The sequence below is a fragment of the Cellulophaga baltica genome (genome assembly GCF_018861125.1).
Classification (GTDB): Bacteria; Bacteroidota; Bacteroidia; order Flavobacteriales; family Flavobacteriaceae; genus Cellulophaga; species Cellulophaga baltica_A.
This window is the reverse complement of sequence record NZ_JAHKQN010000015.1, coordinates 114,509-128,394: the sequence shown is the minus strand read 5'-3', so window position 1 is coordinate 128,394 and position 13,886 is coordinate 114,509. Positions and strand designations below refer to the sequence as shown.

Sequence of the window (13,886 nt, the reverse complement as noted above, 5' to 3'; positions counted from 1 at the left end):
AAATCAATAAATTAACATAAACACTTTTTGTATGACAAACATTGAAAATAAAATATTTTCCTCCTACCAAAAAGATGCTGCATTATATGATGAAATTTTTGATTCCGAAGGACAAGTAAAAGAGGTTTACCAAAAACTCTTCAGTTTATATGGCGAACACTCTATTGAAGATTATGTGAACTTAAATTCTAAGGCCAAAGCTTCATTTTTTAATCAAGGCATCACCTTTCAAGTTTATGGTGATAAAGAAACAAAGGAGAAGATTTTTCCTTTTGATCTTTTTCCTAGAATCATTGACCCAGTAGAATGGGATATTATTGAAAAAGGGTCTATTCAAAGAAGTAAAGCTTTAAATTTATTTTTATGGGACATATATCATGATAAAAATATAATTAAAGACGGTATCGTACCTATGGAACTTATAAGCTCATCTGACAACTATTTAGACCAGATGAAAGGTTTAGACCCACCTGAAGGTATTTATAATCATATATCTGGTATTGACATTATAAAACATAACGACGGTAAATATTATGTTCTTGAAGATAACATTAGGTGCCCATCAGGTGTTAGTTATGTAATTTGTAATAGAACAGCGTTAAAAAGGGCTTTATTTGGTGTTTTTAACCACTATCAAACATATAGCGTTACAAATTACGCCGAAAATCTTTTGGACTTATTAGAGACTGTAAAACCTCATGGTGTAGATATACCCAATACAGTAGTGCTTACTCCAGGTATGTATAATTCTGCTTTTTACGAACACTCATACCTGGCTAAAACCATGGGCGTTGAATTAGTGGAAGGCAGAGATTTATTTGTTGAGAACGATTTTGTATATATGAAAACAATAAAAGGTCCTGAAAAAGTAGATATTATTTACAGAAGGGTTGATGATCAATTTATAGATCCCCTTGAGTTTAATGCCGATTCTGTTTTAGGTGTTCCGGGATTATTTTCTGCATATAAAAAAGGTAATGTAACGCTTGCTAATGCTCCTGGTACTGGCGTGGCTGATGATAAAGCAATTTACACTTATATGCCCGAAATTATTAAGTACTACTTAAAAGAAGAACCTATATTAAACAACGTACATACGTACCACTGTTCTAGACCTGATGAATTAAAGTATGTACTAGATCATGTTCATGAATTGGTTATTAAACCTGTTGATGAAGCTGGTGGTTACGGAATTCTCATTGGTAATAAATTAAGTAAAAAAGAAATTGAGTTAGCAAAAGAACAATTAAAAGCTAATCCTAGAAAATATGTAGCTCAACCAATTATGTCATTATCTGTACACCCAACTTATATTGACGAAACTGAAGAATTTGAACAACGACATGTAGATTTAAGAATATTTACTGTTCTTGGAAAAGATAAAGAATTTGTACTCAAAGGAGGCTTAACACGTGTTGCGCTTCAAAAAGGAAATTTAATTGTTAATTCATCTCAAGGTGGTGGTTCTAAAGATACTTGGGTACTAAAATCTATATAATATATGCTTGCAAGAGTTGCTAATAACCTGTTTTGGATGGGTCGATATATCGAACGTTCTGAACACATAGCCAGATACTTAAATGTTAATTATTTTTCTTCATTAGATGCTCCTAATCAAAAATCACAATCTAGACAGTTTGTGTTAAAGTCTATGATGTTTATGGTTGGTGATCCTGAAAAAGATGAAGAGAATATACTAAAAGAAAATGAAATTCTTTTTAAAATAGGTCTAGATCATGAGACTCCTTATTCTATAATAAACAATATAAAATATGCTAGGGAAAATGCCAATAGTGCTAGAGATCTTATATCAACAGAGCTATACGAAGCACTAAACAAATTTTACCATTATATTGTAAATTATTCTCCTGAAAATTTTGTAAAAAGTGGATTGCATGACTTTACAACTCATGTTATGGAAACTACTGATATTATCAGAGGAAAAATTAGAGGAACACTGTTACACGATCCAGTTTATGCCATAATTATGTTAGGTATAAATGTTGAAAGAGCTACTCAAATAATACGTATTATTAATGCTAAGTATAATGATGCCTTAAATTCACAAGGAGGTTATACAGATAAATTTAGCAAAAGTTTTGAATGGACAACACTTTTAAAATGTGCTGAGTCTTACGATATGATGCGTAGATTGTACAAAAAAACACCAACTAGTGTTACTACTTTAGAATTTTTAATTTTAAATCCTAATTGCCCGAGGTCAATTATGAATTGCTTAAATGAAGTATATACTCTCATCAAAGTTTTAGACAACACTACAAAATACAATAAAAAATCTACAGCCTTTTTGGTTGGCAAGGTGCGTTCAGAGTTTCAATATAAATACATTGAAGATATTGAAGGAAACTTTCAGAAATTTATAGAAAAAATACTAGATGATTTGTCGCAAATAAGCTTAAAAATGGAAAAGGAATTTTTTAATTATTAAAAGTGAAATCATTTACAAAATATGTATTTAGAATACACCATAAATTACTGCACTAACAATACTTACGAAAGTTTGGTCAAAAGTGCTTTTTGGCAGTTCTTAATACAACCTGAAACAAATGAAACACAAGAATTAATAGCCGTTGAATTTAAAAATTCGTTAAACATACCGCACGAATTTTCTATAAATGGCTATGGTTTTAACTCAATACGTGTAACTCCCAAAAAAGCATTTAAAGAAATTCATTTTTATGCAAGCTTTACCCTTAAAAAAAAAGAAATAGCTCTTGACCTAATTGAATCAAAACTAACGATTGAGCGAGAAATGAATATTTTAAATAGTTTGTATTTTAAAGTAGATTTTGAATCTTTTTTAAAAACTACAAGTTACACTCAGTTACAAAATAATGACCGCAATTTGTATTTATTTGATTGGTCATTATCCGTTTTAAAAAATTTACAAAATTTAAATAGTTGGGTCTTTAATTATATCAAATTTAAAGCCAACACTACTACTGTAAATTCTACTTTAGATGAAGTTATTACAATTAAACATGGTGTTTGCCAAGATTTCACCCATCTATTTTGTGCAATAGCAAGGTTAAACAAAATTCCAGCTCGCTACGTTTCTGGCTATTTACACCAAGGCAACGGATATTTTGGAGATTCACAAATGCATGCTTGGGCAGAAACTTACGTACCCAGTAAAGGTTGGGTAGGTTTTGACCCTACAAATAATCTTTTTACAAATAGCAACCATATTAAAGTTTGCCACGGTAAAGATTATAAAGATTGTGCACCTTTAAAAGGTGTGGTTTTTGCTTTAGGAAAAAATAAAACTAGCCATACAGTTCAAGTTCTTAGTCAACAACAATAAAATTTTCTATCATTAACTAACTTACCATAAAAAGAAGCTTATTTTTGTTGAAAATATATTAGAATGATGATTACTACAGACCACTACAAAGGTCTTTTAGATCGCCTTGGTGCGTTAAGGAGGTATCTTTGACGTTGATGCGAAACTTATTGAAATAGAAAACGAGCAAGAAAAAACTTTAGCTCCAGACTTTTGGGATGACGCCCAGAAGGCTCAAGAACACATGAAATTTATTCAATCTAAAAAAAAGTGGGTTGATGATTATAATTCTTCTGAAACTCTTGTAAATGATTTAGAAGTATTGATTGAGTTTTTAAAAGAAGGTGAAGTTTCAGAATCAGAAGTTGAAAATCAATATAACAAAGCTTTAGATGTTATTGAAAATCTAGAGTTTAAAAACATGCTTTCTGAAGAAGGTGACGAATTACCTGCTGTACTTCAAATTACTGCTGGCGCTGGTGGTACTGAGAGCTGTGATTGGGCCGCAATGCTTATGCGTATGTATATGATGTGGAGCGAAAAAAACGGTTACAAAGTAAAAGAACTTAATTACCAAGAAGGTGATGTTGCAGGTATTAAAACTGTAACCTTAGAAATAGATGGTGAATTTTCTTTTGGTTGGCTAAAAGGCGAAAATGGCGTGCACCGTTTGGTACGTATTTCTCCTTTTGATAGTAATGCTAAACGTCATACCTCATTTGCATCTGTATACGTATACCCTTTGGTTGATGACAGTATTGAAATTGATGTAAACCCTGCTGACATAGAAATTACTACCGCTAGATCTTCTGGTGCTGGTGGGCAAAATGTGAATAAAGTAGAGACTAAAGTTCAATTAACGCACAAACCATCGGGTATTCAAATTTCTTGTTCAGACTCTCGTTCTCAACATGATAACAGAGCTACGGCATTAAAAATGTTGAAATCTCAATTATACGAAATTGAGTTGCGTAAAAAAATGGAAGCACGACAAGAAATTGAATCTTCTAAAATGAAAATTGAATGGGGATCACAAATTCGAAATTATGTTATGCACCCTTATAAACTGGTAAAAGATGTTCGTACAGCAACTGAAACGGGTAATGTTGATGCTGTTATGGATGGCGATATAAACAAATTTTTAAAAGCATATTTAATGATGATGGGGCAAAAAGAAGAAGAATAATTCTTTTTGCTTTTTTATAAAATATATACACCTATGATTAAAATATACCATAATCCAAGATGTTCAAAATCTCGACAAGGTTTAGCTATTGTAGAAGATTCTGGTAAGGAGTTTGAAGTTATAAAATACCTTGATAATGTTCCTACAGAAGAAGAGTTGAAAGCTATTTTAAAACTTTTAAATATTCCGGCAATAGATTTAGTTCGTAAAAATGAACCTATCTGGAAGGAGAAATTTAAAGGAAAAGAACTATCTGAAAACGAGGTAATAAAAGCATTAACTGAACATCCAAAATTAATTGAAAGACCTATTGTAATTAATAATTCTAAGGCTGTAATTGGCAGACCGCCTAGCGATATTAGTACTATCTTATAGCAATTATAAAAACAAAATTAATTTTGGATTAATTATTGCTTAACTATTTTAACAAAGCTTTAACCTTAGTTAATTAAACCTTTGGCTTTTTTAATCATCTTATAAACTAACTAAACTATGAAAACATACTCAAAACTTTTAATTGCGATTTTAATCATGTTCGGGACTTATACTGAACTGCAAGCTCAATACGGTTACGGGAATGGCTACGGTAACAGAGGATACGGAAGTCAAAGAAATTCTATCCCTCAAGCTACATCTCAACCTGAAGAACCAGACCCTCTTACGGCTGATCAAATTGTTGACTTAGAGATGCCAAACATCACAGAATCTTTAGGCTTAAACCCTTTTGAAGAGGCAATTGTTAGAACTTCATTAATCAAAAGTGTACAAGCACGTATTGAACTACAAATTTTAAAGCTTGAACCAGAGAAAACTAGAGAAGCAATTGAAAAAATTCAAAAAGAACAAGATGAGGAGTTAAAGACTAGTTTACCAGAAGAAAAATATGATGCTTTTAAAAAGCTTCAAAAAGATCGCTTCAAAACCAAAAAGAAGAAAAAGAAAAAAGACAAAAAGGAAGACTAAATTATGAGAAAACTGCTGCCAATTCTATTATTATTAACAACCACAACCATTTTTGCTCAAAAAGCAACTAACTCAAGCCAAATAAAAGTTTCTGGTACAGTTTTAGAAGAAGGGACTAACCTACCTTTAGAATATGCTACATTAGTTTTACAACGTGTAGACAACCTTAATAAAGTAACCGGAGGCATTACTGATCAATATGGTAAGTATGCTGTTGAAGCACAACCCGGTAAATACAATATTAGAATTGAATATATTGGGTATAAATCATACCTAGTTGCAAATCAAAACTTAACAAAATCTATCAATTTAGGAACAATAAAACTTTCTCCTGATGTATCTCAATTAGATGAAATTGAACTTGTTGGAGAGAAAACTACTGTTGAAGTTCGTTTAGATAAAAAGATATATAATATTGGTAAAGATTTAACTAATAGTGGCGCTAATATAAGTGACGCATTAAACAATGTTCCATCTGTCACTGTTGATGTTGAAGGAGCTATTAGCTTAAGAGGTAATGAAAATGTTAGAATTCTTATAAACGGTAAACCATCAGCCATGTCAGGTTTCGGTTCTACAGATGCACTAAGCCAATTACCTGCCGATGCTATTGAAAAAGTTGAGGTAATTACAAGTCCTTCTGCCCGTTATGATGCCGAAGGTACCGCTGGTATTCTTAACATCGTTCTTAAAAAAGAAAAAACACTTGGTTTTAACGGTTCTGTTAATACTACTATTGGTTACCCTAATTCTAGCCAAGTAAGTACTAATTTAAATGTTAGAACTAATAAATTTAATGTTTTTACTACGTTTGGATATACATTCCGACAACCACCAGGAAATGCTTTTTATGACAACACCTATACTTCAAGTGATTTTGATCGTGTAACGGAAGACAGAGATATTGAAAGAGAAGATAAAGCTTTTAACGCCAATTTAGGTATGGAGTATTTTATTACTGAAAAATCGTCTATTACAGGTAGTGTCTTTGGTCGTTTATCAGATGAATCTGATATTACAGAAACAGATAGTGATATGTTTAATGATGGTGTATTAGAAAAAGAAACATTCCGTATACAAGATGAAAAGGAAGATGACAAAAGCCTTCAAGTTTCATTAAACTACGTAAACAATTTTGATGATGATGGTCATAAACTTACTGGTGATTTTCAATATTCTTATGATTATGAAGACATCTTAACACGAATTAGCGAAAACAATACTTTCCCTACTACAGAGATTATAGCCCAAGAAAATATTTATGAAGACGAAACTCAAAACGAATATTTATTTCAAGTAGATTATGTTTTACCAATGGGAGATGCTCAATTTGAAGCGGGTTACCGTGGTAATTTTGAACAAAGCATATCAGACTATCAATTAGACACTATAAATATAAATACTGGTGAGTTTCAAACTAACTTAGAACTAACTAATAAGTTTACTTACGACGAAAACATCAATGCTTTATACACTCAATACGGAAATAAATTTGGAGATTTTTCATTTTTACTAGGTGCAAGACTTGAAAATACTCAATTAAAAGGTAAAGTAGAATCTGAATATGATGAAGATGCTTTAGCCGAAACTTTTGGAGATGACATTGATTTAAACTTTGACAAAAATTACCTAGGACTTTTCCCTACAGTAAACTTCATTTACGAACTAGATGATATGGAAAGTGTATCTGTAGGTTATAACAGAAGAATTAATAGACCAAGAGGTCGTTACATTAACCCTTTCCCGTCTAGAACAAGTACGACAAACGTTTTCCAAGGAAACCCAGATTTAGACCCTGCCTATGCAAATGCATTTGATGTTGGTTATTTAAAAAGATGGAAAAAAATTACATTCACATCATCTGTATATTATCAAAAAGAAACTAACTCATTTGAGCGTATACAAGAAGAAACTGGAGAACAAACTAATGATGGTATTGATATAATAAGAACCATACCAATAAACTTATCATCAAACGAGCGTATTGGTGCCGAAGCAGGTCTTTTATATAGCCCAGCAAAATGGTTGCGTTTAAACGGTAGTGTAAATATTTACCAATTTAAAACTGAAGGAGTTTTCAATGATGTTGATTACGGTACTGAAAATGTTAGTTGGTTTTCAAGATTAAGTTCTAAAGTAACTTTACCTGCAAAAGTTGAATGGCAAACTAATGCTTTTTATAGAGGGCCTAGTGAAACTTCACAAACAAAAAGTGAGGGTATGTTCTTCTTAACACTAGCTTTTAGTAAAGATGTATTTAAAGATAATGGTACACTTAGTTTTAATGTTAGAGATGTTTTCAATTCTGCTGTAAGAAGATCTTTTACTCAATCAGACACTTTTACTTCTGATTCTGAATTACAATACAGAGAAAGACAAATTACATTAGGTTTCATGTATAGATTTAACCAACCAAAAGGCAAATCTAAAGAAAGACAACAAGGTGGTGGAGACGATGATGAAGGAGATTTTTAAAATATGAAAGTCTATAAAACAAAAAAGAAGCCAATTGGCTTCTTTTTTGTTTTACTATATATTTAAAAAGATTACTCTTTTAATTTTGCTTTTTTAGCGTCACGTTTTTCTTTTAAAACCTCTAAAATAGAACCTCCTACCCAGTAAGGGATTACAAAAGTTAATAAGAAAATCATTAACCAGAATCCGATTAATAATATAGTTCCAAAAGCAAGAAAACCTAAATATTGGTCAAAGTCAAACATGATAATAAATTTTGTTATTACAAAGATACTTTGAAAAAGATGAATAGTACAAATGAAAACAAAAAAAAATCTATAAAATATTAAAAGACAACAAAAAAAAATGCATAATGCAATATCTTTGTGTAACTTAAAATATAATACTTATGAGTTTCAGAATAGAAAAAGATACCATGGGCAATGTTGAAGTCCCATCAGACAAGTACTGGGGAGCACAGACACAACGCTCTAGAAATAATTTTAAAATTGGACCTGTAGCATCAATGCCATTAGATATCGTTTATGGTTTTGCTTATTTGAAAAAAGCTGCAGCGTATACTAATGAAGAGTTAGGTGTTTTAAGTACAGAAAAAAGAGATCTAATTGCAGCAGTTTGCGATGAAATTTTAGCTGGTAAACATAACGATCAATTCCCTTTAGTAATTTGGCAAACTGGTTCAGGTACACAGAGTAATATGAACGTTAATGAAGTTATTGCAAACCGTGCTCATGAAATTGCTGGTAAAGTAATTGGTGAAGGTGAAAAAACAATTCAACCAAATGATGATGTAAACAAATCTCAATCATCAAACGATACATTCCCAACTGGGATGCATATTGCTGCTTACAAGAAAATAGTTGAAGTAACTATTCCTGGAGTAACAAAATTAAGAGATACTCTTCATAAAAAATCAGTAGAATTTAAAAATGTTGTAAAAATTGGTCGTACGCATTTAATGGATGCTACTCCCCTAACTTTAGGACAAGAGTTTTCTGGTTACGTTTCGCAATTAGATCACGGTTTAAAAGCCTTAGATAATACTTTAGCTCACTTAGCAGAACTTGCCTTGGGTGGCACTGCAGTTGGGACAGGGTTAAATACTCCAAAAGGATATGATGTTTTAGTTGCAAAATATATTGCAGAATTTACGGAATTACCTTTTGTAACTGCTGAAAATAAATTTGAAGCTTTAGCTGCGCATGATGCAATTGTTGAAAGTCACGGAGCTTTAAAGCAATTAGCTGTTTCACTAAACAAAATTGCTAATGACATTAGAATGATGGCTTCTGGTCCTCGTTCAGGAATTGGTGAAATCATTATTCCTGCAAATGAACCAGGTAGTTCTATTATGCCAGGAAAAGTTAACCCTACACAATGTGAAGCCATGACAATGGTTTGTGCTCAAGTTATGGGTAATGATGTTGCCGTTAGTGTTGGTGGCACACAAGGTCATTATGAATTAAACGTATTTAAGCCAATGATGGCTGCTAACATATTGCAATCAGCAGAGTTAATTGGTGATGCTTGCATAAGTTTTGAAGTTAATTGTGCTGCAGGTATTGAGCCAAATAATGAAGTTATAAAACAATTACTAAATAACTCATTAATGCTGGTTACTGCTTTAAACACCAAAATTGGTTATTATAAAGCTGCAGAAATAGCAAACACAGCTCATAAGAACGGTACAACATTAAAAGAAGAAGCTGTTAACCTTGGATATGTTTCTGCTGAAGATTATGACGAATGGGTAAAACCAGAAAATATGGTTGGTAGTCTTGACTAAACCGAACATAATTTAATACAAAAATAAAGGGGTAATCTAATTAAAGATTACCCCTTTTTTGCTAATGGATAGTGTTCTTATTTTAAAGTAAATTTACTAGTACCTAGTAATTTAAGTTTGTTATCATAAACATTTACCATGTAATTACCTTTTTGGAAATCACCAGAAGGCTTGTTAATATAATCACATACATCTAATGCTGCATTCTCATAATAGAAAGCTGTAGCTTTACTGTATGTTACTGAAGCTCCTGATTCAGCAGTTCTTGAGTAGCTTTCACCTAAAACATTACCTTGAGGATCTAAAACCTCAATATAAAATTCTTTATCACCTGCTTGAGCAATACTATTGTTTGTTAATGTAAAACAAACTTTAAATTTATCTGTTGCTCCTGCTCTTGAAGTAGAAACTAATTTACCGCTATTACGTTCTTTAACTGCATCAACAGCTAATTTAGAAATATTTAAAGCAGAACCTCTTTCTACTACATCAGCTAATTGTGTATTTTGCACTACTAATGAATCATTAAAAACAGTTTGTTTCTCTAATTCAACATATGTACTATCTCTTTCCATTGCTATCATAGCATTAGAACGAGTTAACGAATCAACCTTTCTAATTAAACGATCTCTGTCTCTTGTAAGTACAGTAACTTGTCTTCTATACTTTCCTAAAGCAGAAATATCTAACTTCATTGTTTTTACAGAGTCAATATATTTTGCAATATTATCTCTAGCTGTTACCAACTCTTCGTTAGTAGCGTTGCTTTCTAAAATTGCCTTATCATATTCTGATCTTAAGCTTGTTAAATCTTGTACTACCGCATCTTTTTCATTTGTTAGTTTTGCTGTATTATCTTGTTTGTCTTTGTACAAGCTTACTGTGTAAAACACTAAACCTACTAATAATAAAAGTAAAAGACCAGCAATCACTTTTAGTCCATTATTGCTTTTAGTTTCTGCCATAATTTTAAAAATTAAAATTTTATTTTAGTTATGCTCCAAAAATGAAGCTGTTTGTTTGTATCGGAAATATATACGATAAATTTCAATTTTTAGATTTTTTGACTAAAAAAAGTTCATCAATTTATTAACTTTATCGATAAAATGATAAAAATATAATGTCACTACATATTATTCCGTTTGAAAATAAATATGCCAGTAATTTTAAAGATTTAAATATTGCTTGGATAAAAAAGTATTTTCATGTTGAAAATAAGGACGTTGAGATTTTAGAAAATTACGAAGAGAGCATTATAAAAAAAGGAGGTGTAATTTTTTTAGCTAAATATAATAATATTATCGTTGGCTGTTTTTCATTTTTAAAAATTAATGATTTTACCTATGAATTAGGAAAAATGGCAGTTGATGAAAACTATCAAGGCAAAAATATTGGACAGCAATTAATACAGTTTTCTATTACATATGCTCAAAAAAGCAAATGGGATAAAATAATACTCTATTCAAGCACCAAATTAACGCATGCATTATACCTTTACAAGAAATACGGTTTTATTGAAGTTGAACTTGAAAAAGATTTACCTTATATAAGAAGTGATATTAAAATGGAACTAAAATTAAATATATAAATTATTTATTATGAAAAAGCTAATACCATTTATTGCTTTTGGCGTCTTATTAATAGGATGTAAAGAAGGCAAAAAAAAGAAAGCTGAAACAATGAAAGAAGAAGTGGTTAAAACTGCTGAAGAAATGCCGGAAGAAGAGGCTGAATTTCAAATTACACCAATTGAACATGCTTCTGCTGTGTTTCAATGGGGAGAAACTACAATTTATTTAGACCCTGTTGGTGGTGCTGAGGCTTACAAAGCTCAAAAAAAACCAGATTTAATTTTGATTACTGATATTCATGGTGATCATTTAAATGTAGAAACACTTGATAGTTTAGATACTTCTAACGCTACATTTATTGTTCCGCAAGCGGTTGCTGAAAAATTACCAGAATCTTATGCCTCTAAATTGTCTATTTTAAACAATGACGATATAAAAGTTATTCATGGTTTAACTATTACAGCTAAGCCAATGTACAATTTGCGTGAAGAAGCATTAAAATTTCATACAAAAGGCCGTGGTAATGGATATATTCTAGAAAAAGATGAACAAAGAGTTTACATCTCAGGTGATACCGAAGACATACCAGAAATGCGTGCTTTAAAAAATATTGATATCGCTTTTATTTGTATGAACTTACCTTATACAATGACTGAAGAAAATGCAGCTAGTGCTGTAATTGAATTTAAACCCAAAAAAGTATACCCATACCACTACAGAGGAAAACCTGATGTAAGTGATGTAGCTAAATTTAAAAAATTAGTAAATGAAGGTGACCCAGAAATTGAAGTTATTCAATTAGATTGGTACCCGAATGAGGAATACTAAACAAAACATACTATATAAAAAAGCTCCTAAGAAATTTCTTAGGAGCTTTTTAGTTTTAAACGGTCGATTAATTTTAGTTATCGAATCAACTTCTTATACTTAATACGTTTTGGCATTAAATCACCACCCAAACGCTTTTTCTTATTTTCTTCATAATCTGAGAATGATCCTTCAAAGAAATATACTTGAGAATCTCCTTCAAAAGCTAATATGTGTGTACAAATACGATCTAAGAACCAACGGTCGTGAGAAATAACTACTGCACAACCAGCAAAATTTTCTAAACCCTCTTCTAAAGCTCGTAAAGTATTTACATCAAGATCATTGGTTGGCTCATCTAAAAGTAATACGTTTCCTTCTTCTTTCAAAGTCATAGCTAAATGCAAACGGTTACGTTCACCACCAGAAAGCATATTTACTTTTTTATTCTGCTCACTACCCGAAAAGTTAAACCTACTTAAATAAGCTCTAGAATTTACTTGACGGCCACCCATCATTACTAGTTCTTGCTCATCACTAAAGTTTTGCCAAATTGTTTTTTCAGGATCTATATTTGAATGCGCTTGATCTACGTAAGCTATTTTCGCAGTCTCACCTACTACAAATTCTCCTTTATCAGGTGTTTCTTCACCCATTACCATTCTAAATATTGTTGTTTTACCAGCACCATTCGGGCCAATAACACCTACAATACCAGCTTGGGGTAAATTAAAATTCAAATCTTCGTACAGCAATTTATCACCAAAAGCTTTACTTACACCTTTAGCTTCAATAACATTTGTACCTAAACGTGGACCGTTAGGTATGTATATTTCTAAATTCTCATCAAGTTGTTTTTGATCTTGACTCATTAATTTATCATAATTCTTCAAACGAGCTTTTTGCTTTGTTTGACGACCCTTTGCTCCCTGACGTACCCATTCTAACTCTCGTTCTAATGTTTTTTGGCGTTTTGATGCTGTTTTACTTTCATCTGCCATACGCTTAGATTTTTGATCTAACCAGCTTGAGTAGTTTCCTTTCCAAGGAATACCTTCTCCTCTATCTAATTCTAAAATCCAACCAGCAACATTATCTAAAAAATATCTATCGTGCGTTACTGCTATTACAGTTCCTTTATAAGCTGCTAAATGATGTTCTAACCAATGTACAGATTCTGCATCTAAATGGTTGGTTGGCTCATCTAAAAGTAAAATTTCAGGTTCTTGTAATAATAAACGACATAAAGCAACACGTCTGCGTTCACCACCAGAAAGTACCCCAATTTTTTTATCAGAATCTGGTGTACGTAAAGCATCCATTGCTATTTCTAACTTCGTATCTAACTCCCAAGCATTAGAAGCGTCAATTTGATCTTGTAATTCTGCTTGGCGAGCCATAAGCTTGTCCATTTTATCAGCATCAGAATACACCTCTTCTAAACCAAACATATCGTTGATTTTGTTGTATTCATCAAGAATAGCTACCGTTTCTGCAACACCTTCTTTTACTACTTCTAAAACTGTTTTTTCTTCGTCTAATTTTGGCTCTTGTTCTAGATAACCAACATTATAACCTGGCGAGAAAACAACATCTCCTTGGAAGTTTTTATCAACTCCTGCTATAATTTTTAAAAGTGTTGATTTACCCGAACCATTCAGACCTAAAATACCAATTTTAGCGCCATAGAAGAAGCTTAAGTATATATTTTTAAGAACAGGAGTATTCGCTGTTTTAAAGGTTTTAGTAACCCCAGACATTGAGAAAATTACTTTCTTATCGTCAGACATAATT

Annotated in this window: 13 protein-coding genes; 10 read left to right on the top strand and 3 right to left on the bottom strand. The window is 31.7% G+C overall.

Annotated elements, in window-relative coordinates:
- Window positions 1-31 precede the first annotated feature (31 nt).
- The 7 genes from KO500_RS06750 to KO500_RS06720 all read left to right on the top strand — a co-directional run bounded on the left by KO500_RS06750 (window position 32) and on the right by KO500_RS06720 (window position 7,928).
- Window positions 32-1,498, top strand: a complete 1,467-nt coding sequence (locus KO500_RS06750) for a circularly permuted type 2 ATP-grasp protein (RefSeq protein WP_215955759.1) — start codon at window positions 32-34, stop codon at window positions 1,496-1,498.
- 3 nt (window positions 1,499-1,501) lie between these two features.
- Window positions 1,502-2,449, top strand: coding sequence for an alpha-E domain-containing protein (locus KO500_RS06745; RefSeq protein WP_215955758.1), 948 nt, complete (start codon window positions 1,502-1,504; stop codon window positions 2,447-2,449).
- Window positions 2,450-2,470: 21 nt separating this feature from the next.
- The gene (locus KO500_RS06740; protein WP_215955757.1) at window positions 2,471-3,325 is read left to right on the top strand and encodes a transglutaminase-like domain-containing protein; all 855 of its coding nucleotides are present in this window, start codon (window positions 2,471-2,473) and stop codon (window positions 3,323-3,325) included.
- Window positions 3,326-3,391: 66 nt separating this feature from the next.
- Window positions 3,392-4,490, top strand: a protein-coding gene (gene prfB, locus KO500_RS06735) for a peptide chain release factor 2 (RefSeq protein ID WP_215956044.1) whose coding sequence is annotated in 2 segments (ribosomal slippage) — window positions 3,392-3,454 and window positions 3,456-4,490 — 1,098 coding nt in all. Because the reading frame shifts where the segments join, the coding sequence is not laid out codon by codon here.
- Between the two features lie 33 nt (window positions 4,491-4,523).
- Window positions 4,524-4,865 carry an arsenate reductase (glutaredoxin) gene (arsC, locus tag KO500_RS06730; protein ID WP_215955756.1) on the top strand — a complete coding sequence of 114 codons (342 nt, stop codon included), beginning with the start codon at window positions 4,524-4,526 and terminating at the stop codon, window positions 4,863-4,865.
- A gap of 117 nt (window positions 4,866-4,982) precedes the next feature.
- On the top strand, window positions 4,983-5,453 hold the full coding sequence (locus KO500_RS06725; protein WP_215955755.1) for a hypothetical protein: 471 nt from the start codon (window positions 4,983-4,985) through the stop codon (window positions 5,451-5,453).
- Window positions 5,454-5,456: 3 nt separating this feature from the next.
- A complete protein-coding gene (locus tag KO500_RS06720) occupies window positions 5,457-7,928 on the top strand; it encodes an outer membrane beta-barrel family protein (protein ID WP_215955754.1) in 2,472 nt (823 codons plus the stop codon).
- 71 nt (window positions 7,929-7,999) lie between these two features.
- Here KO500_RS06720 and KO500_RS06715 read toward each other — a convergent pair whose 3' ends face one another.
- Window positions 8,000-8,173, bottom strand: coding sequence for a hypothetical protein (locus KO500_RS06715; RefSeq protein WP_215955753.1), 174 nt, complete (start codon window positions 8,171-8,173; stop codon window positions 8,000-8,002).
- A 143-nt stretch (window positions 8,174-8,316) separates the two neighbouring features.
- Between KO500_RS06715 and fumC the strand changes: the two genes are divergently transcribed.
- Window positions 8,317-9,714 (top strand): class II fumarate hydratase, encoded by a 1,398-nt coding sequence (gene fumC, locus KO500_RS06710; protein ID WP_215955752.1) that lies wholly within the window; start codon window positions 8,317-8,319, stop codon window positions 9,712-9,714.
- Window positions 9,715-9,791: 77 nt separating this feature from the next.
- Here fumC and KO500_RS06705 read toward each other — a convergent pair whose 3' ends face one another.
- Complete coding sequence (locus tag KO500_RS06705) at window positions 9,792-10,679, bottom strand: hypothetical protein (RefSeq protein ID WP_215955751.1); 888 nt, start codon at window positions 10,677-10,679, stop codon at window positions 9,792-9,794.
- Window positions 10,680-10,834: 155 nt separating this feature from the next.
- Here KO500_RS06705 and KO500_RS06700 point away from each other — a divergent pair, with 155 nt between their 5' ends.
- Both KO500_RS06700 and KO500_RS06695 read left to right on the top strand, forming a co-directional pair.
- Window positions 10,835-11,302 (top strand): GNAT family N-acetyltransferase, encoded by a 468-nt coding sequence (locus KO500_RS06700; protein WP_215955750.1) that lies wholly within the window; start codon window positions 10,835-10,837, stop codon window positions 11,300-11,302.
- Between the two features lie 10 nt (window positions 11,303-11,312).
- Window positions 11,313-12,113, top strand: coding sequence for an MBL fold metallo-hydrolase (locus KO500_RS06695; RefSeq protein ID WP_215955749.1), 801 nt, complete (start codon window positions 11,313-11,315; stop codon window positions 12,111-12,113).
- A 77-nt stretch (window positions 12,114-12,190) separates the two neighbouring features.
- On the opposite strand, the gene ettA is transcribed toward KO500_RS06695, so the two are convergent.
- Window positions 12,191-13,882, bottom strand: coding sequence for an energy-dependent translational throttle protein EttA (gene ettA / locus KO500_RS06690; RefSeq protein WP_215955748.1), 1,692 nt, complete (start codon window positions 13,880-13,882; stop codon window positions 12,191-12,193).
- Between the last annotated feature and the right edge of the window lie 4 nt (window positions 13,883-13,886).